A 26662-nucleotide genomic window follows, 5' to 3' on the forward strand; every position below is an offset into this window, starting at 1 on the left:
TGCAGCACAGAGTGCTTTGAGCTCGAAGCATTTGTCGGAGCCGACTTTCAGCACATGGATCCCCATCCGCTGCTGGCAATACTAACTGATACCGCCATTGCGGTTTCCAGTCCCAAGAACCTTTACTTCCAGCCAGTGGAAGCCAAATGCAATCACGCCCGCAACGAAAATATAAAAAACGGCCAAAAGGATGAGTGGCTCGTAAATAATGAAAGTGTCGGAGCGCACACGTGAAGACACTGCGTAAATGTCGACGACAGTGATGGTCGCAACCAATGGAGTTGCTTTGAGTTGCAATATGGTTTCACCGCCCAATGTCGGCAGGACGTTGCGGATAGCTTGCGGCAACCAGATACGGCGAAACATGGTGAAACGTGGCATGCCAAATGCCTTGGCTGCCTCAAGCTGACCCTTGGCGACCCCTTTGAAGGCACCGCGCATCACCTCTCCTTCGTAGCCGGCATAGGACAACGTCAGCGCCAGCACTGCATAAGGCCAGGCCTGCCGCAAATAGGGCCACAACTCGGAAGAGCGTATCCAGGGGAACTGCGGAAACAAAGACCCAAGCCCATAATACAATAACCAGAGTTGCAGCAGCAGCGGTGTGCCGCGGATGATAGTGCAAAATGCCTTGGCCGGGGCGGCAAGATACCAAGGCCCTACCGCCTGTGCCAATCCAAGAGGAACGGCGAGTAGGAAACCCAAAACTACGGTGACCACCAACAGCCAGATTGTCGTCCAAATGCCCTGAAGGGCGAGCGGCGCATAATTCGGGATCCAGTCCCACTGAAGAGAGACGGCGCACCAGACAACGATTCCAGCGAATATCAGCATCATCACAATGCGATGTGGTTGCATCAACGATCTGAAATCAATCATCTGCCCCCTCCTTTAAGGGAGGGTTGGCCGCGACGCGCCCATTTCTCAATCCGAGCGAAGATGCCGCCCGAACACAGCGTTACCATGAGATAAAGAAAACCCGCTGCCAGAAAGAAAGTAAAATAGGCGCGTGTGCTGCTTGCAGCCTGGCGGGTTTCCAGTGTCAGTTCATTAAATCCCACAACAGCGAGCAACGCGGTATCTTTGGTTGCAATCAACCACAGGTTGGCAAGACCTGGCACGGCGAAGCTCATCATGGCCGGGATTGTCACGCGGCGCATGGTCATTAAGGCGGGCATACCGTAGGACTTGGCCGCTTCGATCTGACCGGGCGGAACCGCCTGAATAGCGCCGCGCAAAATCTCGGTCGCGTAAGCGCCCTGGACCACACCCAGCACCCATATGCCTGCGCCAACACCACTGACCTCAACCCGACCCCCGCCCATTGCGGCGGAGATTTTGTTTATGATGTCAGATCCCACGTAATACAGGATCAGGATCAGGACCAGCTCGGGCACAGCCCGGATCACCGTCGTGTAGATGGCGAGAAGATCGCGCGTGACCTTCCCGCCATAGAGTTTGCCATAAGCTCCGAACAATCCGATCACGAGACCGAGGGCATAAGCGCCGAAAGCGATCTGCAATGAGTGGGACAATCCGCGCAGCAGATTGGCCCCCCATCCCGGCGGCGAGAGCGACAAAAGCTCTGCGCTCTGCGCCAATCCAAGTGAATCCAACAGTCCGTTCACGGCAGCGGCTTAGTAAATGCTGGCCGAGAAATAGTTCGATGTGATCTTCTCGTGCGTGCCATCGGCAAGAATTGCGGCGATGCCTTTGTTCAGCGCCTCACGCAGGTCATCTTGCCCTTTGCGCACGCCAGCCCCAACGCCGCGTCCCAGAATAGCGGGATCATCAGCAACGGCGCCTTTGATTTCGCAGCAGGCGCCCGCATCCGAGTTTACAAAGTCGGCCATTGCGATGCTGTCTGCTTGAGTTGCATCAATACGGCCTGCGAACAGGTCCTGATTGGCCTCATCCTGTGTCTGATAAACCCGCAGTTCAGCATCCTTGAAATATTCCTGCGCATAGGCCTGGTGGATGGTCGAAGCCTGGATGCCGACAACTTTACCCGCCAGCGACTCGGGTGTCGCTTCGATATCCATCGATTTGTCCGCAACGATTACAGCGGGTGTGTTGTAGTAAGGATCGCTGAAATCAATGGTTTTCAGCCGCTCCTCGGTGATCGACATTGAGGCCATGATGGCGTCGATTTGCTGCCCGGTCAGCGATGGGATGATACCATCCCAGGCTACAGGCGTTATAACACAGTCCAGTTCGGCAGCGGCACAGACAGCATTGATAACATCGATCTCCCATCCAACCCAGTTGCCTGAGCTGTCAAGCGAAGCGAATGGTGGATAAGGTTCAGCCGCGATACCGATCTTGACCTCTTCGGCACTGGCGACACCAACTGAAAGGATGGCGGCGGCAACTCCGGACGCAAGCAGTTTCTTAAGGTTCATTTTGTTACTCCCTTTTGGTTCATTAGTTTGTTTTGACTGAATCAGGCGACCGAGCTGAGGAACTGCCTCAACCGCTCTGATTTTGGATTACCGAAGACCTCGGCAGGTGGACCCTGCTCTTCAATGCGGCCTTCGAAAAGATAGACAACGTGGCTGGCAACTTCGCGCGCAAATTTCATTTCATGGGTGACGAGCAGCATGGTGCGTCCTTCACCAGCGAGATCACGGATCACGTTCAAAACTTCGCCGACCAACTCGGGGTCCAGCGCCGATGTGGGCTCATCGAAAAGCATCACCGAAGGATCTACGGCAAGCGCACGGGCAATGGCGGCGCGTTGTTGCTGACCGCCAGATAGATAGGCCGGAAAGGTGTCGGCCTTGTCACCAAGCCCTACCCTTTTCAACAGGTCGTGCGCCCGCGAGATAGCCTCTGCCTTTGGCACCTTTAGGACATGTATCGGCACTTCGATCACGTTCTCCAGAAGCGTGCGATGCGTCCACAGATTGAACTGCTGAAAAACCATTGCCAGCCGCGTTCGGATACGCTCGATCTGGCGGCGGTTCGCGGGGTTACCATCGGCGTGCATTTCAACCAATTCACCGCCTATGGTGATTTTTCCCGAGCTCGGCGTTTCCAAGAAGTTGATACAGCGTAGCATGGTGGATTTGCCCGAGCCTGACCCCCCGATGATTGCGACAACGTCCCCCTTGTTGGCAGTCAGGGAAACACCCTTCAGGACCTCTAGCGCACCAAAGGATTTGTGCAGGTCCTCAATCTTTATCGCCTCAATGGACGCAGTGGCTTCGGGTGTGGGTGATGCTGCTTCGGCTGTGTCCATATCCAACAATCTTCTGATTTCAGCTTGCAGTAAGCCTCGAATCTCGCAATTATGCAAGTGTATAATAACTCCATGCCATGGATGACACTGACGTGCAGGACGACAGCCGCAAATTTAAACGTGAGTCTGCTGAGTTTCGGCGCGAGGCGCTGATATTGGCGACTTTGGACCTGATCGCCGAGATGGGCGTCCGCGGTGCCACGGTGCGTGAGATTGCAGCCCGCGCGAACGTGACCCAAGGGTTGATCCGTCATTATTTCTCTTCAAAAGAAGAGTTGGTTCAGGCGGCGTATGAGCACCACATGAATACGCTAACCGATCAGACAGCAGCTTCGTCAGGAATGGGAAGCGCGGTATCTCAGTTGACCAACTTCGTTGACGCGTCGCTACGACCACCAATCGTTGATCCAAGCGCCGTGGCGTTGTGGGCCAGCTTTCTTAACAAGGTGCAACATGATTCAAAAATGCAGCGCATTCACCAGCAGACCTATAACTATTTCCGGGGTCACCTCGAGGAGCTGATCGTCGCCGCATTGCTGGAAACCGGACGTTCAGTTACTGCAACGGAGGCAACGCAACTGGCCATTGCTTGCAACGCGGTAATCGACGGCCTTTGGCTGGAAGGCGGTGCGCTTCCGGACGCGTTTTCCGAAGGGCAACTGGCGCGGATCGGCTTGGACTCCGTGAGCGCCATCCTGAGGATACCATTAAACAAAGAGGCGGAGCAGCCATGAAGACAACATCTGTGACTGAGCGTTTAGCGGGGTTGGGTGGTGCCAAATGGGGTGTACACCTGAAAGCACGTGACCTTATCAAAGCCGGAGCGGATATCGTCGAAATGACGATTGGAGAACCGGATGTGCCCGTGCCAGCCGCATTGGTAGAAGCCACCGTAACCTCCTTGCGGGCACAACGGACAGGGTATTCCAACGGGCGCGGTGAAGCCGGACTGCTTGACGCGCTTGCTGCTCGCTATTCAGCCTCTCGTGGGCGGCCCTTCGGACCCGAGAACTTTTTGTGCTTTCCCGGGACGCAAACCGCCCTTTTCGCAGTGATGTCCGGGATTGCAGAGGCCGGAGACGAAGTTTTGGTTGGTGATCCGATGTACGCGACATACGAAGGAGTCGTGCGTGCATCCGGGGCGGATATGGTGCCTGTGCCGCTTCGGCCAGAGCACGGGTTTCGCATGCAAGCTGAAGATATTGCTGCACGCATCACTCCACGCAGCCGCGCCATTCTTCTGACAACGCCACACAACCCGACAGGTGCAATTCTGACTACCACGGAAATTGCCGAAATCGGGCAGCTCGCCATGGCGCACGATTTATGGATCATCTCGGACGAGGTCTATGAAGAACTGATCTTTGACGAGGCCGAATTTGCTTCACCATTGGCAGACCCGAAACTGGCGGATCGGGTCATAGGTGTATCATCCATCTCGAAATCACATGCTGCCCCAGGGTTTCGTAGCGGTTGGTGTGTCGGACCAGCAGCGTTTTGTGAAGCGCTGCTGCCGTATTCCGAAACAATGCTCTTTGGCAATCAGCCCTTCATCGCGGACATGACCGAAAAGGCAATCCGCGGCGGGTCCGAGGTTGCCCCCGGCATGGCCGCTCGCTTCTCTGGCCACGCCACCCTGCTGGCTGATCGTCTTGAAGCAGAAACGGATCTGACGGTTCATCGCCCAGAGGCGGGAATGTTCGCCCTCATCAACGTTTCTGCCACCGGGTTTGATGGTGAAGCTTATGCGTGGGATCTGTTACAGGCCGGGGTGGCTGTCATGCCAGGGTCCGCCTTTGGCGACGGCCTGAAAGACTGGGTCCGGGTCGCGCTGACGATTAGTGACGCCGATTTTGCCACAGCGGTTTCTCGCATCATTGATCACGCCAACAGCAAATCACGCGAGGTTGCATGAGCGGAATGACAATCGGTGAAGCTTTGGTTGCCAAGCTTCGCCAAAGAGATGTGACCTGCGTCTTTGGAATTCCGGGCGTTCACACGGTAGAACTTTACCGCGGTCTTGCGGCTTCGGGCATTCGTCATATCACGCCCAGGCATGAACAGGGTGCTGGTTTCATGGCTGATGGCTACGCGCGTGTTTCGGGGAAACCGGGTGTGACCTTTGTGATCACCGGCCCCGGATTGACCAACACCTTGACACCGATGGCGCAGGCGCGCGCTGATTCAATTCCGATGTTGGTGGTCTCTGGTGTCAATAAAACCGCTTCACTTGGCAAGGGCTTGGGACATCTGCATGAATTGCCAGACCAACTGGGGCTGGCCAGAACAGTTGCGTTGGTGTCAGAACAAGTTCCCGACTCCAACGCTCTGGACCCGGTCTTGGACCGTGTTTTTCACGACCTTACCAACGGTCGCCCAGGGCCGGTGCATATAGAGGTCCCGTTGGATGTAGCAGCAGAAAAATATCAAAAAACACCAGTCGAGACGCTCGATCCAGCACCCCCGGCCAATCCAGATTTAATCTCACAAGCGGCAAGGCAACTGGCTCAAGCAAATCGAGTTGTCATTCTGGCGGGCGGTGGCGCAAAAAAAGCGGAAACCGATTTACAGACATTGGCTGAAACCCTCGATGCCCCCGTCGTGCAAACCGTCAACGCACGGGGCCTGATGCACGGACATCCACTGACCGTTCCTGCCAGCCCGAGCCTCAAAGCAGTACGCGAGCTGATAGAAAGCGCTGATTGCGTTCTGGCTTTGGGAACCGAATTGGGGCCAACCGACTATGACATGTACGCCACCGAGCAAATAGCAGGAAGGTCAGGCCTGATCCGGGTGGATCGCTGCAGCCATCAACTGGCGCGACATGAGGCAGCGCTAACCATTCAAGGTGACGTTAATTTGGTTGTACCGGCGCTGTTTGGGGCATTGTCCAATGAGGCAAAGCAAGACGACGGTGCCGAACGCGCCAGCAAAACACGCCGCGCCGCCTGGGAGGAAATTGGTCCGGACTATCGCCATCAGGTCGAAATCCTGAATGCCATTCGCTCAGAAGTTCCGAATGCATTGATGGTCGGAGACTCTACCCAACCAATTTATGCCGGCAATCTTTTCTATGACCACGACCGGGCCGGGGGTTGGTTCAACGCTGCAACGGGATATGGCGCGCTCGGCTACGGGATACCCGCTGCCATCGGCGCGTCGATCGCCGATCCGACTGCAAGGGCGATCTGCATTGTCGGCGATGGAGGTGCACAGTTTTCATTGCCTGAAATCATGGCCGCAGCAGATGAAAACCTGCCGGTCACCTTCGTGATCTGGAACAATCATGGATACCAGGAAATTGCCGCGTCGATGCGGGATGTGGGTGTGACCGTCATAGGTTGTGATCCTTCGCCCCCGAATTTTTCTGCATCAGCCAAGTCTTTTGGCATTCCATTCACCAAGGTTCCGGCCGAACCACAGGCTGTCGCGCAGGCGTTGCGCGAAACTGTCGCTTTAGATGGGCCTGCAATGATCGAAGTCATCGCTCCGAAATGTGAACCTCAGAAAGATTGAAACATGTCAGACCCGACCTTTGAGTTCTCCCGCGCAATCACCCGCCGCCCGGCTGCGACCATTGCCGGCGGTTTGCGTGCAAAGGATATTGGAAACCCCGATTTCGAAGGGATGATGGCGGCACATAAGGATTACGTGGCTGCACTGAAAAGCACCGGGGCTGAAGTAATCGAACTTGATCCCCTCGACGCGTTCCCCGACGCGCAGTTTGTCGAGGATACGGCCCTTTGCCTGCCGCAAGGCGCTGTGCTGATGCGGCCAGGCGCACCATCGCGGATGGGTGAGGTGGCAGAAATGGCGCCAAATCTTCGCGCTTGCTACGAGACGGTTCTGGAAATCAACGGCCCCGGCCATATCGAGGGCGGAGATATTCTTGTAACCGGTCGCGAAATTTTGGTGGGCAGATCAGACCGCACTGACGCTGAAGGTGTCGCCGAGCTGTCTAAAATCACCTCCGCGTGGGGCCACAAACTGCGCGAAGTGTTTACACCGGAAGGCGTATTGCACTTTAAGACAGATTGTTCACTGATGGATGCCGAAACAATCCTGTCTACCCGAAGACTTGATGCATCAGGCTGCTTTGAGGGCTACCGAGTGCTTCATGTTGCTGATGGGGAAGAAGCTGCTGCCAACGCGATCCGCTTCAACAATCTGGTGCTGATGGCCGCAGGCTTCTCGCGCACAGCAGACATGTTGGATCGTGAAGGGTTTGAGATCGTAGAAATTGACAACACCGATTGCGCCAAGCTGGATGGCGGCATGTCATGTCTCTCGCTAAGACTTTGAAGGGTTATTCGCCAACTTTTGGTCATCGGCGGTCTTTTAGTTGGCGAATGAATATCAAGCCGCACGCTATCTGCGACAGCCGGGCCGTTCTAAGAATCGGTTCATCGCGGCACGACAAGTCAGCTATGCATATCCGCATCTATGATGGCGCGGATCCGTTGCAAATCCTCAAGTTCGATGCCGGTGATCTCGTCATAAAGGTCGCGAAACTCGGGCTCATCCATCAAAAACTCAATCTTAGCTTGGTGCCAGGCAACAGCTTTTTCGTGTAGCTGCGCAATCTGGGGAATGGCTAGCAACGCTTCCATCGCCACTGACAATCTGGCCAGGTTGCGTTGGATAGTGACGTCCTGATACTGGTTCCAATCCATCCGTATCCAATAGTTGCGCCCGACAGTGCGATCCACATGCAGGGCCCGTCCACGCTGGCGCTTGACCAAGAAAGACTGCGCAGATCTTAGTGCGTAGTGGTTTAGCTGGACCAGCTCATAGCCGATGGTCTTGATATCGGACCTCCAGCCATTCTTTGCCACTTTGTGCGTGATATCCTGACCCGATCCATTGACCCATAGCACCTGTTCGGCTTTTGCTTCTTTCAGCTTATTTGGCCGGTGACAGCTTAGTTTACGATAGGCACGAATATTCCTGGTGGCGGTCTTGAAGCCCCAAGCGGTATGCGGTTTGGGCAGATATGACGGAGCGCATCGGTCAAATTGCGCAATGACCGGCCTGTCCTCGTAGGTCTTTATCCCGGCCGACCCAAATTGCCGCCAGGTCATGGCAATATTGCTGACCCCCTCGGGCAGGCGCTTATAAAGTTCCGGCAGTGTCCCGTTACCAAAGCGGATGTTGATAAACTCATCCACATCAATATGGATAACCCAATCGGCACGTTTGACCACCTTGAGCTTTGCAGACTGGTTCAGAGCCCACTGTTGCGGGGAATTGCCCTTCCATTTGTTGTTGTCGACATGCGTGACCAGACCGGTTTTGGCCAGCGCATCCAGCATCAGATCCGTGCCATCCTCGCAGCCATTGGTATAGATAACAAAGTGATGCACACCGATCGATTGGTGGTATGCAATCCATTCCAATAGGAAAGGGCCTTCGTTTTTCATGCAACCGATCAGCACCGTGCCGCTGGTACCCTCTGGCGGCCTGAGGTCCACCGGCACCGTGTCACCCATGGGTCGACTTTCGTCAAAACTTGTCAGGTCATTGCGCGGCAAGAAGCGACGGGCAAATGGCAGCACTTCTTTTGGAGTGGATTCTTCTTTTGCAGAGGAGGCCAGGGTAGAGAATGCAGGAGGCTGCGCAGTCAGATCATCTGGCCATTCAATCCGGTTAACTATCGCATCGGCACCAAATTGTGTGGCCCAAATTCTGGCGCGATCAGATCCTGAATCAAGATCAGTCAAAATCAGGATGTCGGCCGCCAATTGCCCCAAAACTTCGTGGACTCGACCAACAGAGACTTCCGTGGTGAGGTTTTCTGCTAGCCCTGGCATGGCCAAAAGCATGAACCGCGGTCGCTCATTAGCAATCGCACTGGCGAGTGCGGGCAAAAAATCGGGCGGCTCGGCCTTTGCACGTCTTCGCCGTGTAATCTGCGCAAACGTAACCAGTTGCTGCTGCAAATCCGCATTATCGATACTCAAAACAGACGCAACCCCATTGGCTTGGTGCGCCTGATCCCGAGCTGTGTCGCGTATATCCAGGATTAGCTGCATTAGTCAGCGGGCTCTTGATGGATGGGAACCAGCTGGTCGCCAAGGGCTTTTTCCAGTTTTCGGATGGTTCGCCGCCGCTGCCGCCAGAACATTTCTTCCCAGGCCAGATCAGGTGAGACAAATCCTGCATCGGCAAGCATTTTATGCAATCTGGACATGTCAAGCTCTCCAAGTGAATGGCGGTTGGGGCGACCGCGCGAAGCCAATACCCAATCAGTGCGAATGGCATTGGCGACTAAAGGCTCTTGCCCGCAAAAGGCCGCTAGCTGAGCCGAGATATTGTGATGCACCGAAGAAGTGCGGCGCGGGATCATTGCAACCTGCTGATCTGGACGGCCTACCAGAGCAAAAAGATGCAGTGCCGACCCGTCTAGTGCAACGATCTGACGGGCGGCTTTGTAACGCGCGATCTGCTTTTCCATCGGGTGTTGTTCCGGATAGAAAATCTCGTAACCGTTCTGGCGCAAATTCTCTTCGAGAAACTCTTCTCCGATAACGCCACCCCGCCGTATTCCAAGACCCGCGCGCGAGATATAAAGCCGCTCCGGCCCATCAGGGGGAACGTCGGCGCCAAAATTTTGATGGATCAAGGCACGATATTCAGGCGTTCCCGCCACAATCGGGCCCAGCCCAAACCCCTGACCGGGCACCTGCAGATGTTCTACCTGAGTTGGCTCGGTCACCACTTTGATTGGCAGATCAATACCCAGAAGCGCAAAAAAATTATGCTGCATAGGGCGTGTTTCACCCCCATTGGCGGGTCGCTTGGGGGTAAAGAGGACCCCATCAATATCCTTCGCGATTGCCGGCAGCGGCCAAAGACGTGCGGTGCTTTCAGCAAGGAAATGACCAAAGTGTACCCATAACAGCCCGGCATAAAGCCAGCGACCCGACAATTGCGGCAAAGGGTCTGTTGGCGATACCGGTTGGGTGGTCATGGCACGCTTTCCCCGCCAAAGCGCCCCATGCGCGCAATATTCCCGGTCTTCAGTCAGAACACCGGCTTCCTGCACCGTATCGGAGACTGCGGGCGGAACCACAATAGCCCGCTCAAGTGCAACAAGTTCACGTGACCATCCTTGATCAGGCTGAGGAGGTTGGTTCAGATCATTATCGTTAAGCGTAGACATCTTTGTTCACACCCGGTCAGAGCGACCGGGTCGACAAAGACATGCTTTTAGTCGGTCTTCTGGTGTTAAAGGCCGGGATAGATGATCGGCGAATATCCTTGTGATCTGTAGCCAGCTTCTTTGACATTCGCCTATCCCATAAACTGGACCCCAGATTAATCCAAGATCTGTGTTCGGGCTTCATAACATTCGGCCTTATTCACCCCAGTATTCTGATATGGCCGTACCTGCGCCGCTGCAAGTAATCGTAGTGAAATTTCTACGCCAGAAAAAGTAAAGGCTCTATCCGTAGGAAGACAATCGAATATGTTGACAGTGTCGCAGTTTATCATCCTTGCCTGCAGCGACCGCCATTACTTTGATTGCCAAGTTGTTGTCCGTTGTACTCAATGCAATGGCCGGTTGGGAAACCGTCCGCCATACAACTTGGCACTACGATGTTAGCAGATGAACCCTAGTGTTATTGATTGCGATCGTCCGAAACTTGGACACAGACTGGCGCTTTTGACTTGCCCAGACACTTTAATCTTGGTCAACAGACTTCAGCACATCCTGTGGCATCGCCTTAGAGGGATCGATGTCATGTTTCTTGCATAGCTTGGCGACCTGGCTGTTGGGATGCGGCAAAGGAAACCCACCATCCATATTGTATTTCTTGCGCATGCTTGAGCCGCCAATGTGATGAACCCCCAACGCGTTTTCATCGAGCGATATGCGGGAAAACCGCGGCCGGAAATAATTCAAGCGCATGGCCGTAGGTTCTTGGGAATAGAATGACTCGGGTGGCAGGGCGTGTTTAACTTCACCGTTTTTGCCCAAAAAATAAGAGATAGCCTGAGGCCCGAACGTATAAAATGGCAGCTGCGACAGGTTTTCCAACGGTACCGAGAAAGAGCCGTCTTCATTGGACTTGCCGATGGAAACATCAATATTTTTTTTCCACGGCCAGTCATTGGGGATCACGATCTCAGACCCGTTCATAAAGTCATGCATACCCTGCAATGTTGGAGAACTGTGCGGCAGCCGGAGAGCCGCATTGTTATAATAGCGTTTCTCTTTTGCGAAAATATACGGAATGTCGGGGATCGGCTGCATACACAACATATCGCAATCCATCCAGATTTCGTCGGATTCCCGAAGCATGTTGATCCTGAAAAAATCCGACAACGGGGCATAAGCGCTGTTTCGCTTTTCGTTTCGCCATATTTTCAGGTGGTCAGGTAAGAAAATACGTGCATCCGCATTTTCAACGCCCGGTGGCGTATTCGTGATTTCATTCAAAGAGTACAACTTGACCTTATGGCCGTGATCCACAAAGCTTTTGAGGCAGAGTTGCTCGAAAAAAGTCAGACTGGATCCATGCCAAAACGATGAAATTACTGGAGAAATTTCCATGCTGGATCAATGCCCGTTATATTTTTCGCTTGCTCCGCATTAGCATGGCTCCGGTATTCGATCCACTGGTTTAATGATCCCGATACAAGCGCAATTGTGATAGTGACCCAACCGTCCAATATGAACTGTCTGTAGCGCAGGTCCGTTAGTCAGAATTCTCGCACCTTTGTGTTTCGCGAAAAAGAACGAGCGGTAACGATCAAACTTTAGGGGCTCGCAATAAGCGGTAATTGTTTGGTTACCTCAACTTTGGTCCAGTTTTCTCAGTCCTCCCCGACAAAGGTCGCAAGATCACCCAAACTGTCTTAAATCGGATCGTCCAATAAGACCTCAGGATGCTCTTGCTTAAGGCGGAAAATTCACCGATCAAGGTTGCCACAAATCCAGACTTACTGGGCAATAGAGGAAGCCGGTGACTCTAAAGACGTGCAATCAGCGAATTTGGCTCTTCCCAAACACAGGACTCCTTTGAAGATGGCCACCTGGGGTGTCGTTACCATGGTCAAAGAGCCGCCAGAGCTGGTGGCTATATTTGCTTCCTATTATGCGTCACTCGGCGCGCAAGAGATCTTTATCTTTCTGGATGGTAATGATCCGAAAGCGCGGCAACTTCTGGCTCAGATACCGAACTGTCGCGTTGAAGTGATGGATGACACGTTTTTTCGAAGAAACTGGGACTGTGCTTATCCAGAAAACAGTTTCAGACGCCAAAGGCTGATAGCGACAAAAGCCTATCGAGAAGCAAAAGTCGATTGGATGCTTTTCCTCGATGCGGACGAGTATCTGCAAGCCGATGATTTTGCACAAGAGCTTGCTGACCTGCCCTCGGATGTTGATACGATTTCAATTCCTAATGGCGAGCGTGTGTTTTCAACCGAGGACACCACACCCGGACTTTTTGGTGGTCTTATGCTGAAGCCTAAGCACACCCGCGGCTATGTCGCCCGAAGCTTATTCGGAGAAGAACGACTCAAATACAGCGACAGAGGATTTTGTGCGCATCGTTTCGGAAAAAGCGCCACCCGAACGGGGAAGAACATCAAGTTAGGTGTTCATGCGCCACAGCGGTGGAGAGGCAACATCAAGCGACATGTTTCTCAACAATCGGTCATTTGTCACTTTGACGGACTGACCGAAATTCACTGGATGCTCAAATTGCTGAGATATCATGATATGGGAACATATGAATCACCTAAGGGCAGCAACGATTTCCGCTATGAACAGGTCCAATTCCTGAAAAATTCATCTTCTTTGAATGCTGTTCAAGAGCTTCATGACATTATCCGAAAATACGACAAGGACACCGAAGAAAGACTAAGGGGTCATGGTCTTCTCGATGATGTGCAGGTCCGCCCTTTCCGGGGTTTGGATTCCTATTATCCTGACCACGAGTTTGACTTGTCGGTTGAGTGGTTCAACGATGTTCTGAAGATGAATATGTCGGACCTCTATGCGAGATTACCGACATGATGTTTGATGCAAATAGTCTGACCTTATGCAAAACATGCTCTACCGACCGCTCATCCTTGGAATGGAGCAAGAATGACCGAAACGAACCCTGATGTTGCGATCCAGTACCGTGGATTGAAGATACCTTCATCGCCATTTCTGGACGAAACGATTATAAATCTGATCGAGCAGGACAATTATGAAAGCTGGGAAATGGATGGCGCTTTGAGCGTCGTTCAACCTGAGGATCGTATTCTGGAAATGGGCGCCGGGCTGGGTATCGTGAGTGGTGTTGTCGCGCTCGAGAACAAACCAGAGGCTATTCTCAGTTTTGAAGCCAATCCAAATCTAATTCCACACATCCGTCGTTTACATGCCCTAAATGGGCTTTCAGACCGGATCGAAGTCCGGAATGCGATACTAAGCGCCAATCCAAAGGATCCCGACTCTATTCCGTTTCATATTGACGCTTCATATCTAGGGTCTTCAGTTTTTGATAATGAAGGTGAATCAACAACATCAGTGCGCGTAGCTAAAGCGGACTTCGAAGCGGTGAAACGAGAGTTCGCTCCGACGGTTCTTGTGATGGATATTGAGGGGGCGGAACTGGATTTCTTGAGGAATGCGGACCTGTCGGGCATTCGAGCCATTGTTATTGAATTCCATCGCCTCATTTATGGGCACAAAGGTGTCCGGGCCTGTAAAAGGATTCTTTCGAACGCGGGTTTTCTACGGCTGGACGATTTGTCCTGGAGGGTTGTTTGGACCTGCACACGAGATCTTGGCTGAACCGCGTCATTGAGACGAGCATTTTCGAACTGTGCGAATTGGCCAAGGCAGTTGAGCGCCCTGAAATGAAACGTTTAGCCGACTTGTGACCTGAATTTGCCCATAGCAATTTATTCGTTGCAACTATGTGCATCTGCGGACGGGAACTTGTGACAGGACCTCAAAGAACTGTTTCTGCCTTCAATCTCGGATCGCGGGGCTGGGTCAACGACCACGATGTCGGCGCTGTATGTCCCTGTCTTATTGTGCCGTTTTCCGGTCATAGCATCTGGAAACACCACCATTTTGCGACACCGGCGACACCCCGAGTTAACTGCAAAGCTCAAAGCGAAGCCGCACCCATCATACGGTGTGCAACAAAACTGTTGACGAGACCTGATCTCATCAATAATCGGTAACCATCTGTTGGGGTGCCCCTCGGGGCTGAGATGCAGACATGCAAACCCATTGAACCTGACCCGGTTAGGACCGGCGGAGGAAACAGGCATACCGGGCGCCCCGTGTCACAACTCGTGTCACTTCGCAGGCTCTGGGTCTTTCCACGCACATCCTGACCATGACAACGAAGGATGTGCCATGGTTGCGACTGCATTGACGATTGCCGGTTCCGACAGTGGGGGCGGCGCGGGAATTCAGGCGGATCTCAAATCATTCGGCGCAATGGGCGTGTTCGGTTGCAGCGTGGTCACCGCGATAACCGCGCAGAATACCTGTGACGTGACCGCAGTACATCCGGTACCCGACAATGTGGTCGCGGCTCAGATCAAGGCGGTCCTAGACGACATCCGCATAGACGCCATCAAGATCGGAATGCTGGGCACGCCATCATTGGTTGAAACAGTGGCCCGTGCAACGGAAGGTTTTTCCGGACCTGTCGTCCTAGACCCCGTCATGGTGGCGAAATCCGGGGTCGCCCTGCTTGAAGATCAAGCGATTGCCGCGCTGAAGCGGTATCTTCTGCCGCGCGCTGACCTGCTGACACCGAACCTGCCCGAGGCGGATAAGCTGCTGGGACAAACCCATAAGGGCGACAGTGCCGGACTGGTTGCGCCGTTGCTAGCGCTAGGTCCTAAGGCGGTTCTAATCAAGGGCGGCCATGCCGATGGCATTGAGTGCCTTGATGTGCTGGCAAAGTCAGGGTTCGTTGTCACGCTGGGGGCACCGCGGATCGCGACCCGCAACACGCATGGTACTGGCTGCAGTTATTCCGCAGCAATTGCGGGCTGCCTTGCGCGGGGCATGGATCTTGAGACTGCGGTGCGGCGGGCGCATGGCTGGCTGCACGCTGCAATAAAACGTGCCGACGGGTTGGAGATCGGACAAGGCCATGGCCCGGTACATCATTTTCACGAGATGTGGGCATGAGCGCTGTCACCATACTGGGTGCCGGGGTTGCCGGGCTTTGCGTTGCAGCCGAGCTGGTGTCACGCGGTGTTTCCGTACGGATGATCGACCCGGCAGGTCCCGTGAATACGCATTCCTGCAGCTGGTGGGCCGGGGGCATGTTGGCACCGGAATGCGAGGGCGCAGTCGCCGAACAGCCCGTTGTGGAACACGGGCGCAAAGCAGCGGATTGGTGGCAAAAGCAGGGGGCGCAGTTCGGCCAGGATGTGATCCGGAACGGTACCATGGTTGTCGCTTTGGGTCGGGATCAGAGCGAGCTGGTGACATTTGCACGGCGCACCGAAGGTGTGGAATGGCTGGACCGTGAGGGCATCGCCCTCCATGAGCCACATCTGGCCGAGCAATTCGGCAAGGCGTTGTTCATCGCGAGTGAAGCGCATCTCAATCCCCGCCCGATGTTGACCGGGTTGCATGCGCAGCTGGTGGCCTCGGGCGTTGAGTTTCTGACCACAAGCGAAACGCTGGGTCAGGTCATCGACTGCCGTGGTCTGGCCGCGCAGGATCGGCTGAGCGATTTGCGCGGGGTAAAGGGTGAGATGCTCATCGTGCGCTGCCCGGACCTGTCGCTATCGCGTCCCGTGCGGCTGCTGCATCCTCGTTTCCCGCTCTACATCGTACCGCGCGGCGATGGCGTATTCATGTTGGGCGCAACCCAGATCGAAAGTGGGCAGCGCACCCGCGCAAACCTGCGATCCGTGATGGAACTAATGAATGCGGCCTATGCGCTGCACCCGGCATTTGGTGAGGCCGAGCTGCTGGAAATTGGCGTCGATGCCCGCCCGGCCTTTGCGGACAATCAGCCGCGCATCCGCCATTTCGAAGATCGCATCATGGTGAACGGGCTGTTCCGGCATGGCTATCTGCTTGCTCCGGCGTTGGCGGAGATGGTGGCAGATCTGGTGACCTGCGGCACGCAGCCCGCGCTTTGGTACGAGAACTGCGAAGGCACGAAAAGCGCGTATGAAACACCGGGGAGAACCACATGAAACTGATGGTGAATGGTGAGGTCACCGAGGCCAAGGGCCCCAGCCTTGCCGATCTTCTGATCGAACTTGGCAAAGGCAATGACAAACTGGCCACGGCGGTGAACGAGGTGTTCGTTCCGGCATCAACACGTGCGGCGCACATGCTTTCCGATGGGGACCGGATCGAGCTGGTTTCGCCGCAGCAGGGGGGCTGACATGCCGGAATTCTACGGCAAGGAAATAGCGTCGCGCCTGATGTTGGGCACCGCGCAGTATCCGTCGCCCGCAGTGCTCGCCGATGCGTTTCGACGTTCGGGCGCAGGCATTGCCACGGTGTCGCTGCGTCGCGAGGCGGGTGGTGAAAGGGCCGGGCAGGATTTCTGGTCTCTGATCCGTGATTTGGGTGTCGAGGTGTTGCCCAACACCGCCGGGTGCCACTCGGTACGTGAAGCTGTCACCACAGCGCAGATGGCGCGCGAGTTGTTTGAAACCAACTGGATCAAACTGGAAGTGATCGGCCATGCCGACACGCTGCAACCCGACCCGTTCGGCCTTGCAGAGGCGGCGCGCATTCTCGCCGACGAAGGGTTCGACGTCTTCCCCTATTGCACTGAAGACTTGGTGCTGTGTGAGAAACTGATCGAGGCTGGCTGTCGTGTGTTGATGCCTTGGGGGGCGCCGATCGGCACCGGACTGGGGCTGAACAACCTTTACGGCCTTCGCTCGGTACGGGCTCATTTTCCCGAGGTGCCTCTTGTGGTTGATGCAGGGCTGGGCCTGCCATCACAGGCGGCACAGGCCATCGAAATCGGCTATGATGCGGTGCTGCTGAACACGGCGGTCGCTAAGGCAGGTGATCCGGCGGCGATGGCCCAAGCGTTTGCCCGCGCGGTTGAAGCCGGTGCCTTGGCCTTCGGTGCCGATGCTATGGAACCGCGCGACATGGCCGCGCCCTCAACACCTGTTTTCGGAAAGGCCATGCTGTGACGCTGCCGTCGTTCTACCCGATATTCGATGACATCTCATGGCTGCGCCGAATGCTGCCGCTCGGAGTGCGGTTGGTGCAGCTGCGCATCAAGGAACATCCCCTGGATGCGGTGCGCGCGCAGTTGGCGGAGGCGCGGGATTTGTGCCGCGACCACAGCGCGCTGTTGGTGGTCAATGACTATTGGCAACTGGCGATTGAGCTTGGCTGCGACTGGGTGCATCTGGGGCAGGAAGATCTGGATACCGCTGATGTTGATGCAATCCAGGCTGCTGGATTGAAACTTGGCGTCTCAACCCATGACGAAGCAGAGCTTAAGCGTGCGCTGGCTTTGCGGCCTGACTATGTGGCGCTTGGGCCGGTGTATCCGACCATCCTCAAGAAGATGAAGTGGCACCAGCAGGGTGTTGAAAAGCTGACCGACTGGAAGGCGCGGATCGGACCTATTCCGCTTGTGGCGATAGGTGGCATGTCGGTCGAGCGCGCGCCGGGTGCGTTCGCCGCCGGGGCCGACATCGTGTCCGCCGTGACCGACATCACCTTGAAGGACGACCCAGAAGCCCGTGTACGCGAGTGGCTAAGGATCTGCCCATGAGCCGCTATGCACGCCAGATTGCTGTACCTGGCTTTGGCGCATCGGGGCAGGAAAACCTGCGCACCGGGCATGTACTGGTGATTGGCGCAGGAGGGCTTGCCGCACCAGTGCTGCAATATCTGGTCGGGGCCGGTGTGGGACGTATCCGTTTGGTTGATAATGATATGATCAGCCTGTCGAACCTGCACCGCCAATCGCTGTTCCGTGAACGCGACATAGGGCAATCCAAAGTGCAGGTGGCAGCACGTGAAATGATGGCGCTGAATGATGAGGTGCGGATCGAACCGGTCGAAACCCGCTTTGATCCGGCCAATGCCCCGCAACTTTGTCAGGGTGTTGATCTGGTGCTAGATTGCGCCGACAGTTTTGCCGCCAGCTATGTGGCCTCGGATGTTTGCCTTGCTGCCGATCTGCCGCTGATCAGCGCCAGCGTTGTGGGCTCGGAGGGCTATGTTGGGGGCTTCTGCCACAAGGCTCCGGGTCTGCGCGCGCTGTTCCCGGATCTGCCTGCAAGGCTGGGTTCCTGCGACGCCGATGGCGTGCTTGGCCCGACGGTGGGTGTGATCGGCAGTCTGCAAGCGCAGATCGCGGTTGCGGTGCTGAGCGGGGACCTTACGCCAATGGGGCGTCTGGTGACCTATGACGCCACCAGCATGCGCTTTGGCGGTTTTCGCTTTGACGGCGCACCGGATCCTGCACCAGAGCCGGACTTCATAGCGCAAGAGATGCTTCGGGCCGGCGATCTGGTAATCGACCTACGCGCCGCAGATGAAACTGGCCCGGAGCTGGCCGGGGCTCAGCGCCTCAGTGTCGATGAAATCGATCCGCGTGACCCCCTTTTGCAAAACAACAGACGCCTCATCCTTGCCTGCCGTTCCGGTCTTCGGGCCTGGCAGGTGGCGATGCGGATTTCCACGAAAAACGGGCCCGAAATCAAACTTCTGGCCCTAGGTGACAACAACTGAAACGAGGAAACCGAATTGAAACATTTTCTGACCGTAGCGGCGATGCTGATGGCTACACCGGCGCTGGCACAAGACAAGATGACTCTGCTGCTGGATTGGTTCGTGAACCCTGATCACGGTCCGATCATCGTGGCGCAGCAAAAGGGTTATTTCGCAGACCAGAATCTTGAGGTCGAGATTGTGCCGCCTGCTGATCCCTCGGCCCCACCCAAACTGGTGGCCGCTGGGCAGGGTGACATCGCCGTGAGCTACCAACCAAACCAGCACCTACAGGTAGCCGAAGGTCTGCCGCTGATGCGCGTAGGTACACTTGTGGCGACACCGCTCAGCTGTCTTCTGACACTAAAGGACGGCCCGATTCAAGAGATCAGCCAGCTAAAGGGCGGCAAGATCGGGTTCTCAGTTGCCGGCGTAGAAGAAGCGGTGCTGAGTGCCATGCTGGGCAAGCACGGTGTCGCGCTGGACGAGATCGAAATGATCAACGTCAACTTCTCGCTCAGCCCGTCGGTCATGTCCGGACAGGTCGATGCGGTGATCGGTGCCTATCGCAATTTTGAGCTGAACCAGATGGAAATCGAAGGCGTCGAAGGCCGATGCTTCTATGTCGAAGAAGAAGGCGTGCCGACATATGACGAGCTGATCTATGTCGCCAACCCCGAGCTGATGGACAAGGACAAGGTGCGCCGCTTCCTGCGCGCCACCGAGCTGGCCACGCAATACATCGTCAACAACCCGGATGAAAGCTGGGAGGTTTTCAAAAGCTACGCGGAAGAGCTGGACGACGAGCTGAATGCAAAGGCTTGGGTCGACACCCTACCCCGCTTTGCCTTGCGTCCTGAGGCGCTGGACGAAGGCCGCTATATCCGCTTCGAGGAATTTCTGACCAAAAGCGGCCTAGTCGAGGGCACCCGCCCAGTATCGAAAATCGCGGTCGATCTGGGGGCACAATGAACTACGGCACCTCATTTGAGGCGTGGCGAGCGGCGGCCGGGGAAACCTGGCCTGCCTATACCCGCCACGCATTCGTGCGGGGCATGGGTGATGGAACCCTCCCGCGCGCGGCGTTTTTGCATTATCTCAAACAGGACTACGTTTTTTTGATCCATTTCGCCCGCGCTTGGGCGCTGGTGGTGACCAAGGCCGAGACCGTCGCGGATATGCGCCTCGCCGCGGGGACAGTGAATGCACTGATCAATGACGAGCTTGCCCTGCATATCGGCATCTGCGCCGAGGCTGGGATTTCCGAGGAAGAACTTATTGCAACGCAAGAGCGTCAGGCTAATCTTGCCTATACACGCTATGTGCTGGATGCCGGGCATTCAGGGGATATGCTTGATCTGCTGGCCACACTGGCCCCCTGCGTCATGGGCTATGGTGTGATCGGGGCGGAGCTTTCGGCGACAAAGACCTCGGAAACCTATGCCGATTGGATCAACACTTATGGCGGGGAAGATTACCAACAGGTCTGCTGCGATGTTGGCGCGCTGATCGATGGCGTGGTAGCGCGGCGCATCGGGGATGACCCGCAAAACTGCCCACGTTGGGCAAATCTTTGCGACCGCTTCCACAAGGCGACCGAGCTTGAGGTCGGCTTTTGGGGCATGGCATCGCAGCCATGAGCCCGGCCCCCGCCCTATATCTGCGCGGATCACTGTCGATTGGCGACACATCCATCGCGCACGGCATTGATCTGCGACTTGATGCAGGGCGGTGGACCTGTCTTCTGGGGGCCAGTGGTGTGGGCAAATCCACAGTGCTCAAGCTGCTGGCCGGACTGGGAGACCATGTTTCTTTGGACGGTGAAATCTGGGCCTCGGACGGTGGCGCGCTGGCCGGGCGGGTGGCCCTAATGGCGCAGAGTGATTTGTTGCTGCCTTGGCTATCAGCGCTCGACAATGTGGCAATAGGGGCACGATTGCGCGGCGAGACGCTTGACCGGGATCGAGCCGAGCACGTGCTGGAGCAAGTTGGGCTAGGCGCGCATCTAGACAAGAAACCGGGAGAGCTCTCCGGTGGGCAGAGACAGCGCGTGGCCTTGGCCCGAACCCTGATGGAAGACCGCCCCATTGTGCTGCTGGACGAACCTTTTTCCGCCCTTGATGCCCTGACTCGGGTGCATATGCAGGACCTCACCGCACAGCTGCTGAAGGGACGTACGGTGCTGCTTATCACCCATGACCCGGCCGAAGTGGCGCGGCTGGGGCAGAACATCATGATCATGACGCGCGACGGGCTGCACCCGGTCGAAACTCCAATGGGCAGCATCCCGCGCCCTGTTGATGATCCGGGCGTGCTGGGCATCCAGGCCGCGCTGCTTCAACAACTCAGGACTGACAGATGAGCACAAGCGAAACTCTCAGGGCGCTGAACCAGGACAACTGGACAGCGGCCACGACACATGACTTTACCAATGCGCTGGCAACCGGAATGCTCGATCATGGCAAAATGGCTGGCTATTTACAGCAGGATTACCTTTTCGTGGAAGGCTTCGTGCGTCTGCTGGCCTCAGCAGTGGCGCATGCACCCAACCTCGCCGATGCTGTGCCGGGCGCGCGCTTTCTGGGCCAGATCTGCGGGCCAGAGAACACGTACTTCCTGCGTGCATTAGACGCGCTGGACGTGCCCCAGGCAAGCGAAGCCGCACCCGAAACTCTGGCGTTTCAGGCCCTGATGGACGAAGCCCGCACATCCGGGCGCTACGAGCGGATGCTGGCGGTGTTGGTGGTCGCGGAATGGGTCTATCTGGATTGGGCCAGCCCGGTCGAAGCCCGCGCCGAAGATCTGCCGTTCTGGCTGGGGGAATGGATCACTCTGCACTCAGGCGACGGGTTCGAAAGTGTGGTCGCCTACCTACGTGGACAATTGGACGCGATCTGGTCGACCCTTTCGGACCAGGCACAGGCCGAGGTCGCTGCAACCTTCGGCAAGGCCGTCGCCCTTGAGCGTGCCTTTTTCGATGCCGCATGGGCAGGCTTCCCGGTAGCCCGATGACAGGTTGGCGTGCGGGTATCGCCGCCACCGCAATGGCAGTAGCGCTTTGGCAACTGGTGGTTTGGGCCACCGGCTTGCCGCGTTTTATCTTGCCCCCGCCAGCGCTGGTTTCCGAAACCATTTGGAACAGCCGCAACCTTCTGCTGGAGCATGGGCTGGTCACCGCGACCGAAGTGCTGATCGGGCTGGCCCTTGGCGCAGTGCTGGGCGGGCTGTCGGCCATCGGCCTTGCCGCCTCACCGCTAGCACGCGCGCTGGTGCGACCAATTTTGGTGTTTTCCCAGACCATCCCCGTCTTTGCCCTGGCACCGATTCTGACCCTGTGGCTTGGCTTCGGGCTCGAGGCCAAAATCGCCATGGCGCTGCTGATCATTTATTTCCCGGTTACTTCGTCTTTCTTTGATGCATTGATGCGCAGCAATCGCGACTGGCTGGATCTGGCTCGGGTCATGGGGGCGTCACCCGCCCGAGTAATGTTGCACATCCGTATTCCATCTGCTCTGCCCGGATTTGCCAGCGGCCTGCGTCTGGCTGCCGTCTATGCCCCGATCGGTGCCGTCATCGGTGAATGGGTCGGAGCGTCGCGTGGGCTGGGATATCTGATGTTGCTGGCCAATGGCCGTGCCAAAACCGATCTGATGTTCGCCGCGCTGATCGTGTTGGCGGTACTCACCATCATCCTGCACGCAACGGTCAACGCCCTGTGCAATCGGTACCTGGATCAGCGTGATCAGATATGAACAAAGTACTGACCATAAGTATACGCGAACGCGGAGATCGACTTTAATCGTGCCACTAGCTGTGATGAAAGAGCTCAAAGCTAGAGTACATTGATTTCCAGAGCGCCATGTTAAACAAAGCTAGTTGGTCGAGCGGCGAACACAGAGTGTGCCGCAGTCACTTGTCCAAGAGTCCTACCTTAAGGATCAACTTGAATTAAGCCGAACCAGAACGCGTAGCGTCATGGTCTGAAAGTGGTTTATCATTGCCAGTGGCCACTACTTCCGCTGGTCAGGCCTCCGCAGCCAGAGAAGCCGAATGGTTTCCGTAATTTTTGCAACGCGGATCACATAGTGAACGCCCCACACACCAAAAGCCTGTTTGGTTGACAGATCCTGATTCCTCAGAAGGTTTTTCAACGTCTTGAAGGAAGGGATCAATTTCTGCAAAGGCGGGATGTAATTTACGATGCCGCGCTTGGCATTGCGGCGCAGCCTAGCCCCCTCAATACGACGGGCTTTGGTGATGTGATCCCCAAGACTGTCGCGCGCCGGGTGACGGACGATGGCGTCTTCGGCAAACACAATCGCTTCGCCCGCAGATTGTGCACGATCATTCCATTCCATGTCCCCGCCGGACAACACCGTGTCGTTGAACCGACCGATGCGATCCATAAGCTCCCGCCGAACGATCAGATTGGCCGTAACCGCGCGCCCACGTTCCACCCATTTTTTTTGCTCTAATCCCAAATGAACATCATAGAGTTCGGTCGTCTTCCAATCCTGCCCGTTCGGGATCAGCACAACATTGCCACCAAAGCGATTAACCTCGGGGTGGTCTTCGGCTATTTTCAACCCGGCCTCTAGATAGAGCGGGTCAGGCTGACAATCGGAGTCGGTGAAAAACAGTAGCTCCGAGGCGGCTTCTTCGATTCCCCGGTTGCGCGCTGCGTATGAGCCGGGTTTTGCCTCACTTAGGATGCGGGCGTTGGCGGGCAGGCGAAACCCGTCTGGCATGGGGTCGGTCGGATCATTGTTGACTGCAAGTATCTCGAACTGGTTTGTGTTCAATGTCTGAGAGGCGAGCCCATCCAGACAAAGCTGCAATTGGTCCCAGCTTTGATAGGTCGGGATGATCACTGACGCGCTCAGGGGCGAACGCGCCGGTGTAATGTCAGGCCGCTGGATCACGTCGGGATCATTCGGCATTGACGGCGTTCGAGTACTGATGGTCATACAGGGTTTTGAATGGTCCCGGTTTCTTCAGCAACTGTTGGGCGCTGCCCTGCTCAAGAACTTCACCAGCCTCAATCACGACGATCTTGTCCGCATGCATGATGGTTGAAAGCCTGTGAGCCACAATGATTGTCGTGCGCCCCTCGGTCAGGCGGCCCAATGCCTCCTGAACCAGATGTTCCGACCGCGAGTCCAGCGCACTAGTTGGTTCGTCCAGCAGCAGGATCGGGCTGTCGCGCAGAAGCGCGCGCGCAATCGCAAGGCGCTGTTTTTGACCACCGGACAGGAAGGCACCATTTTCACCAACCAGAGTGTCAAAGCCTTTCTCAAGCGACATGATGAAGTCATAGGCATTCGCGGCCTTGGCAGCCTCGATCACGTCGTCTTGCGAGGCACCCTCACGGCCAAAACGGATGTTGTCGGCGATTGAGGCCGAAAACAGAAACGTCTCTTGCCCGACGAACGACATGTTCTGGCGCAGTGATTTGAACGAGGCGTACTTGATATCCTGACCATCGATCGATACCGAACCACTGCTCGGGTCATAAAGGCGCAGGGCCAAATTCAAAATGGTCGACTTGCCGCCGCCGGACAGACCAACCAGAGCGGTGGTCTTGCCAGCTTCGAACGTCAACGAAAGCCCTTTCAGGATCGGATCGCGACGACGGTAGCCGAAAGTGACGGCGTCGAACACCACCTCTCGCGGACCATCAGGCAGGCTTTTGGGATTGGCCTCTTCCGGCAGAGTTTCAGGCTCGTCCAACATATTGAACAACATCTGCACCCGGCGCAGACCCAGCTCCATCTTCACCCGCACCTTCGTCAGGCGCTTCGCGGGCTCATAGGCCATCATCACAGCGGTCACGAACGACATCAGTTCACCCGGAGTGGACGCTGCAGCGCCAAACAGCTTACCAGCGCTCAACCCGATGACCGAGGCAATTGCAAACCCGGCCAGGATATCCGTCAGCGGGCTCGTCGCAGCTTGCAAACGCGCAAGCTTGTTGCGGCGCTTCTCAACGCTTTTCACCGCCGAATTCATTTCGAGGGCCATGCGCTCTTCCAATCCGAAGGACTTGACCACACGTATACCAGCCGAGGTTTCTTGAATGACCTTCATGATCGCGCCCATCGATTGCAGCTCCATATCCGCAATCTCTCGCACTTTGCGAAGCAGCATGCGAACACCCAAGATTGCCAAAGGGCCGACGATAAGCGTAAACAAAGACAAGATCGGTTGCTGGTAGAACATCACGGCCAAAAGACCAATCAATGTAAGCATATCGCGCACCGCAGTGGTCACCATGATCTCGATCACCGTGCGCGCAGCCTGGGCGGTTTGTGTCACCTTCAACAACAGATCCGAGCTTTCGGTCAAATTGAAGAATGACACCCCTTGCCGCAAAAGTTTGTCGTAAAGCTTGATCTGCTGTTTCGAGACGATCCGGTTACCGGCACGGGTCAGAGCCACAATCTGGACGTAAGTCGCAATCCCTTTGACCAGGAAGATCGAGAATACAGCCATCGAAACGCCGAAAATCTTGGCTGAGTTTTCACTGTCAAACAGCGAATCCACCACATCACGCATGATAAAGGCGATACCTGCAGTGGTTGCCGCAACAAATACCATCGCGATGATCGCGATCGTATAAGGGACCGCTTGCTCGCGCATATTCTCGGAGAGCAGTCGCCACAGGACGGAATCACTCAATACGGTCGCAAATTTTGATTTGATCTTTTGCAATGCACATGTCCACTGTGATCAGGATCGAGCTAAGTCACATCTGACGCGCTCATAAACAGTTTCCGCTAGATAGTCGCCTGTTGCCAGTTGAGCAAGCCCGCGCCCTATTCTGCCGCTTCAATGCGAATTGTTCGAACCGAAGGGTCTACACGCGAATAAGCGGCCAAAACCCTCCCCGACCATTTCTGTGCAATGTAATCCGCCATAAAACGCGATGGCGCAATCAGGGTCGCCAGGCCCCCTGCCCTTTCGGCTTCGTTTAGATGCTTGAACCAACTGGACCAAAGTTCTGGGTCACGCTCATGTAGGATCGATTGAACCTGTGCCCAAACGTCTTCACCCTGTGGGGGCGGGATCGATGGCTTTGACTGAAATGGCACAACATTGGTATCGCGCTCTGGCTTCTGCTGCATTCGTTCTTGGAAATCCGTCCCGATGACGGGCCAGGTTTCCATTGTGTCCAGCATGATCTGCTTGAGGTCGAGTTCATAAACCGCAACCCGACCCCGAGCGGCGGGTCGTTTGACCGCAATCCAGCCTGCGCTGCGCAGCTTAGCCATCTCACGTTTAACTGTGCGTTCGTTCACGGACCACAACCGAGCGATCTCTTCCCGACCAATCGACAGTTCATTGGAGCGCCAGTTATAGCGCGTGGTAATTAATGTCATGATGCGAAGAACACTGCGATGACGATGCTTGTCACCTGATAAGGCGTGAACGGCGAGCGCCGACAAGATATCGTACTTCAGTGCAGGCGCATTTCGCCCGACCGGTTTCGCAACCTGCATCCGTTTCCTCACCGCTCTTTTTTGCCTCATGCGGGTTGATCCCGCCGTAATCGCGCCGTTTCCCAACGCTTTTCGTGATTGTTCACTGATTAGCGTCCAATACTTCGATTCTGTCAAGAGTTCGTTGAGATCACGCTATTTGGTAGCTGCTATTCGCTATCAAAAAATAAAAGAAATAGGTGAATTTATGGTGATGGGGGACATACTGGGTGTCCCCTTATCGAGCAATAATGT

General features: G+C 55.7%; 27 protein-coding genes and 1 riboswitch. Of the genes, 17 read left to right on the forward strand and 10 right to left on the reverse strand.

Annotated elements, in window-relative coordinates:
• Nucleotides 1-81: 81 nt before the first annotated feature.
• The 4 genes from I5192_RS21550 to I5192_RS21565 are packed head-to-tail and all read right to left on the reverse strand — an operon-like array spanning nt 82 to nt 3241.
• Nucleotides 82-879 carry an ABC transporter permease gene (locus I5192_RS21550; RefSeq protein ID WP_223118532.1) on the reverse strand — a complete coding sequence of 266 codons (798 nt, stop codon included), beginning with the start codon at nt 877-879 and terminating at the stop codon, nt 82-84.
• Nucleotides 876-1628 carry an ABC transporter permease gene (locus I5192_RS21555; protein WP_223118533.1) on the reverse strand — a complete coding sequence of 251 codons (753 nt, stop codon included), beginning with the start codon at nt 1626-1628 and terminating at the stop codon, nt 876-878. Before I5192_RS21555 ends, I5192_RS21550 begins: the two co-directional genes overlap by 4 nt.
• A 9-nt stretch (nt 1629-1637) precedes the next feature.
• Nucleotides 1638-2402 carry a transporter substrate-binding domain-containing protein gene (locus I5192_RS21560; RefSeq protein WP_170394204.1) on the reverse strand — a complete coding sequence of 255 codons (765 nt, stop codon included), beginning with the start codon at nt 2400-2402 and terminating at the stop codon, nt 1638-1640.
• 41 nt (nt 2403-2443) lie between these two features.
• Nucleotides 2444-3241 carry an ABC transporter ATP-binding protein gene (locus tag I5192_RS21565; RefSeq protein WP_223118534.1) on the reverse strand — a complete coding sequence of 266 codons (798 nt, stop codon included), beginning with the start codon at nt 3239-3241 and terminating at the stop codon, nt 2444-2446.
• 92 nt (nt 3242-3333) lie between these two features.
• Here I5192_RS21565 and I5192_RS21570 point away from each other — a divergent pair, with 92 nt between their 5' ends.
• From I5192_RS21570 to I5192_RS21585, 4 genes are read left to right on the forward strand one after another with little or no spacing between them, the layout of a single operon-like run.
• Complete coding sequence (locus I5192_RS21570; protein WP_223118535.1) at nt 3334-3975, forward strand: TetR/AcrR family transcriptional regulator; 642 nt, start codon at nt 3334-3336, stop codon at nt 3973-3975.
• Nucleotides 3972-5156, forward strand: coding sequence for a pyridoxal phosphate-dependent aminotransferase (locus I5192_RS21575; protein ID WP_223118536.1), 1185 nt, complete (start codon nt 3972-3974; stop codon nt 5154-5156). The genes I5192_RS21570 and I5192_RS21575 overlap by 4 nt, the downstream gene beginning before the upstream one ends.
• Nucleotides 5153-6757: a 5-guanidino-2-oxopentanoate decarboxylase gene (locus I5192_RS21580; RefSeq protein WP_223118537.1), complete on the forward strand. Its 1605-nt coding sequence runs from the start codon at nt 5153-5155 to the stop codon at nt 6755-6757. Before I5192_RS21575 ends, I5192_RS21580 begins: the two co-directional genes overlap by 4 nt.
• A 3-nt stretch (nt 6758-6760) precedes the next feature.
• Entirely contained in the window at nt 6761-7543 is a 783-nt protein-coding gene (locus I5192_RS21585) for a dimethylarginine dimethylaminohydrolase family protein (RefSeq protein ID WP_223118538.1), read from the forward strand.
• A gap of 119 nt (nt 7544-7662) precedes the next feature.
• Here I5192_RS21585 and I5192_RS21590 read toward each other — a convergent pair whose 3' ends face one another.
• The 3 genes from I5192_RS21590 to I5192_RS21600 all read right to left on the reverse strand — a co-directional run bounded on the left by I5192_RS21590 (nt 7663) and on the right by I5192_RS21600 (nt 11798).
• A complete protein-coding gene (locus I5192_RS21590) occupies nt 7663-9051 on the reverse strand; it encodes a glycosyltransferase family 2 protein (RefSeq protein WP_255612229.1) in 1389 nt (462 codons plus the stop codon).
• A gap of 221 nt (nt 9052-9272) precedes the next feature.
• Nucleotides 9273-10403, reverse strand: coding sequence for a DUF563 domain-containing protein (locus I5192_RS21595; protein ID WP_170625588.1), 1131 nt, complete (start codon nt 10401-10403; stop codon nt 9273-9275).
• Between the two features lie 522 nt (nt 10404-10925).
• Nucleotides 10926-11798: a hypothetical protein gene (locus I5192_RS21600; RefSeq protein ID WP_223118540.1), complete on the reverse strand. Its 873-nt coding sequence runs from the start codon at nt 11796-11798 to the stop codon at nt 10926-10928.
• A gap of 474 nt (nt 11799-12272) precedes the next feature.
• On the opposite strand from I5192_RS21600, the gene I5192_RS21605 reads away from it, so the two are divergent.
• The 13 genes from I5192_RS21605 (at nt 12273) to I5192_RS21665 (ending at nt 22681) form a co-directional block, all read left to right on the forward strand.
• Nucleotides 12273-13268: a glycosyltransferase family 2 protein gene (locus tag I5192_RS21605; protein ID WP_223118541.1), complete on the forward strand. Its 996-nt coding sequence runs from the start codon at nt 12273-12275 to the stop codon at nt 13266-13268.
• Nucleotides 13269-13340: 72 nt separating this feature from the next.
• Entirely contained in the window at nt 13341-14036 is a 696-nt protein-coding gene (locus I5192_RS21610) for an FkbM family methyltransferase (RefSeq protein ID WP_170407497.1), read from the forward strand.
• A gap of 396 nt (nt 14037-14432) precedes the next feature.
• Nucleotides 14433-14533, forward strand: a riboswitch (TPP riboswitch).
• 79 nt (nt 14534-14612) lie between these two features.
• Nucleotides 14613-15401: a bifunctional hydroxymethylpyrimidine kinase/phosphomethylpyrimidine kinase gene (gene thiD / locus I5192_RS21615; protein WP_170647005.1), complete on the forward strand. Its 789-nt coding sequence runs from the start codon at nt 14613-14615 to the stop codon at nt 15399-15401.
• Nucleotides 15398-16426, forward strand: a complete 1029-nt coding sequence (locus tag I5192_RS21620) for an FAD-dependent oxidoreductase (protein WP_223118542.1) — start codon at nt 15398-15400, stop codon at nt 16424-16426. The genes thiD and I5192_RS21620 overlap by 4 nt, the downstream gene beginning before the upstream one ends.
• Nucleotides 16423-16620: a sulfur carrier protein ThiS gene (gene thiS, locus I5192_RS21625; protein ID WP_170423083.1), complete on the forward strand. Its 198-nt coding sequence runs from the start codon at nt 16423-16425 to the stop codon at nt 16618-16620. The genes I5192_RS21620 and thiS overlap by 4 nt, the downstream gene beginning before the upstream one ends.
• Nucleotide 16621: 1 nt before the next feature.
• Entirely contained in the window at nt 16622-17392 is a 771-nt protein-coding gene (locus I5192_RS21630) for a thiazole synthase (RefSeq protein WP_170423085.1), read from the forward strand.
• Nucleotides 17389-17985 (forward strand): thiamine phosphate synthase, encoded by a 597-nt coding sequence (locus I5192_RS21635; protein WP_170407481.1) that lies wholly within the window; start codon nt 17389-17391, stop codon nt 17983-17985. The genes I5192_RS21630 and I5192_RS21635 overlap by 4 nt, the downstream gene beginning before the upstream one ends.
• A complete protein-coding gene (locus I5192_RS21640; RefSeq protein ID WP_223118543.1) occupies nt 17982-18950 on the forward strand; it encodes a HesA/MoeB/ThiF family protein in 969 nt (322 codons plus the stop codon). The genes I5192_RS21635 and I5192_RS21640 overlap by 4 nt, the downstream gene beginning before the upstream one ends.
• 42 nt (nt 18951-18992) lie before the next feature.
• On the forward strand, nt 18993-19901 hold the full coding sequence (locus tag I5192_RS21645) for an ABC transporter substrate-binding protein (RefSeq protein ID WP_370644481.1): 909 nt from the start codon (nt 18993-18995) through the stop codon (nt 19899-19901).
• On the forward strand, nt 19898-20569 hold the full coding sequence (gene tenA / locus I5192_RS21650; protein WP_223118545.1) for a thiaminase II: 672 nt from the start codon (nt 19898-19900) through the stop codon (nt 20567-20569). Before I5192_RS21645 ends, tenA begins: the two co-directional genes overlap by 4 nt.
• Entirely contained in the window at nt 20566-21291 is a 726-nt protein-coding gene (locus I5192_RS21655; protein WP_223118546.1) for an ABC transporter ATP-binding protein, read from the forward strand. Before tenA ends, I5192_RS21655 begins: the two co-directional genes overlap by 4 nt.
• A complete protein-coding gene (locus I5192_RS21660) occupies nt 21288-21941 on the forward strand; it encodes a TenA family protein (RefSeq protein WP_223118547.1) in 654 nt (217 codons plus the stop codon). The genes I5192_RS21655 and I5192_RS21660 overlap by 4 nt, the downstream gene beginning before the upstream one ends.
• Nucleotides 21938-22681 (forward strand): ABC transporter permease, encoded by a 744-nt coding sequence (locus I5192_RS21665; RefSeq protein ID WP_223118548.1) that lies wholly within the window; start codon nt 21938-21940, stop codon nt 22679-22681. Before I5192_RS21660 ends, I5192_RS21665 begins: the two co-directional genes overlap by 4 nt.
• 258 nt (nt 22682-22939) lie before the next feature.
• Here the strand turns inward: I5192_RS21665 and I5192_RS21670 are convergent, their stop codons facing one another.
• From I5192_RS21670 to I5192_RS21680, 3 genes are all read right to left on the reverse strand, one after another.
• The gene (locus I5192_RS21670; protein WP_255612232.1) at nt 22940-23896 is read right to left on the reverse strand and encodes a glycosyltransferase family 2 protein; all 957 of its coding nucleotides are present in this window, start codon (nt 23894-23896) and stop codon (nt 22940-22942) included.
• Nucleotides 23859-25640 carry an ABC transporter ATP-binding protein gene (locus I5192_RS21675; RefSeq protein WP_223118549.1) on the reverse strand — a complete coding sequence of 594 codons (1782 nt, stop codon included), beginning with the start codon at nt 25638-25640 and terminating at the stop codon, nt 23859-23861. The genes I5192_RS21670 and I5192_RS21675 overlap by 38 nt, the downstream gene beginning before the upstream one ends.
• A gap of 104 nt (nt 25641-25744) precedes the next feature.
• Nucleotides 25745-26428 carry a DnaA N-terminal domain-containing protein gene (locus tag I5192_RS21680; RefSeq protein ID WP_170509357.1) on the reverse strand — a complete coding sequence of 228 codons (684 nt, stop codon included), beginning with the start codon at nt 26426-26428 and terminating at the stop codon, nt 25745-25747.
• Nucleotides 26429-26662 lie beyond the last annotated feature (234 nt).

Origin of the sequence: Ruegeria sp. SCSIO 43209 (assembly GCF_019904295.1) — a bacterium.
In the GTDB taxonomy this organism is placed as follows: domain Bacteria; phylum Pseudomonadota; class Alphaproteobacteria; order Rhodobacterales; family Rhodobacteraceae; genus Ruegeria.

Coding starts and splice junctions, on each gene's coding strand:
- I5192_RS21550 (WP_223118532.1), bottom strand. CDS start 879: ATGATTGATTTCAGATCGTTGATGCAACCACATCGCATTGTGATGATG.
- I5192_RS21560 (WP_170394204.1), bottom strand. CDS start 2,402: ATGAACCTTAAGAAACTGCTTGCGTCCGGAGTTGCCGCCGCCATCCTT.
- I5192_RS21565 (WP_223118534.1), bottom strand. CDS start 3,241: ATGGACACAGCCGAAGCAGCATCACCCACACCCGAAGCCACTGCGTCC.
- I5192_RS21575 (WP_223118536.1), top strand. CDS start 3,972: ATGAAGACAACATCTGTGACTGAGCGTTTAGCGGGGTTGGGTGGTGCC.
- I5192_RS21580 (WP_223118537.1), top strand. CDS start 5,153: ATGAGCGGAATGACAATCGGTGAAGCTTTGGTTGCCAAGCTTCGCCAA.
- I5192_RS21585 (WP_223118538.1), top strand. CDS start 6,761: ATGTCAGACCCGACCTTTGAGTTCTCCCGCGCAATCACCCGCCGCCCG.
- I5192_RS21590 (WP_255612229.1), bottom strand. CDS start 9,051: ATGCCAGGGCTAGCAGAAAACCTCACCACGGAAGTCTCTGTTGGTCGA.
- I5192_RS21595 (WP_170625588.1), bottom strand. CDS start 10,403: ATGTCTACGCTTAACGATAATGATCTGAACCAACCTCCTCAGCCTGAT.
- I5192_RS21600 (WP_223118540.1), bottom strand. CDS start 11,798: ATGGAAATTTCTCCAGTAATTTCATCGTTTTGGCATGGATCCAGTCTG.
- I5192_RS21605 (WP_223118541.1), top strand. CDS start 12,273: ATGGCCACCTGGGGTGTCGTTACCATGGTCAAAGAGCCGCCAGAGCTG.
- I5192_RS21610 (WP_170407497.1), top strand. CDS start 13,341: ATGACCGAAACGAACCCTGATGTTGCGATCCAGTACCGTGGATTGAAG.
- thiD (WP_170647005.1), top strand. CDS start 14,613: ATGGTTGCGACTGCATTGACGATTGCCGGTTCCGACAGTGGGGGCGGC.
- I5192_RS21620 (WP_223118542.1), top strand. CDS start 15,398: ATGAGCGCTGTCACCATACTGGGTGCCGGGGTTGCCGGGCTTTGCGTT.
- thiS (WP_170423083.1), top strand. CDS start 16,423: ATGAAACTGATGGTGAATGGTGAGGTCACCGAGGCCAAGGGCCCCAGC.
- I5192_RS21630 (WP_170423085.1), top strand. CDS start 16,622: ATGCCGGAATTCTACGGCAAGGAAATAGCGTCGCGCCTGATGTTGGGC.
- I5192_RS21640 (WP_223118543.1), top strand. CDS start 17,982: ATGAGCCGCTATGCACGCCAGATTGCTGTACCTGGCTTTGGCGCATCG.
- I5192_RS21645 (WP_370644481.1), top strand. CDS start 18,993: ATGCTGATGGCTACACCGGCGCTGGCACAAGACAAGATGACTCTGCTG.
- tenA (WP_223118545.1), top strand. CDS start 19,898: ATGAACTACGGCACCTCATTTGAGGCGTGGCGAGCGGCGGCCGGGGAA.
- I5192_RS21655 (WP_223118546.1), top strand. CDS start 20,566: ATGAGCCCGGCCCCCGCCCTATATCTGCGCGGATCACTGTCGATTGGC.
- I5192_RS21660 (WP_223118547.1), top strand. CDS start 21,288: ATGAGCACAAGCGAAACTCTCAGGGCGCTGAACCAGGACAACTGGACA.
- I5192_RS21665 (WP_223118548.1), top strand. CDS start 21,938: ATGACAGGTTGGCGTGCGGGTATCGCCGCCACCGCAATGGCAGTAGCG.
- I5192_RS21670 (WP_255612232.1), bottom strand. CDS start 23,896: ATGACCATCAGTACTCGAACGCCGTCAATGCCGAATGATCCCGACGTG.
- I5192_RS21680 (WP_170509357.1), bottom strand. CDS start 26,428: ATGCAGGTTGCGAAACCGGTCGGGCGAAATGCGCCTGCACTGAAGTAC.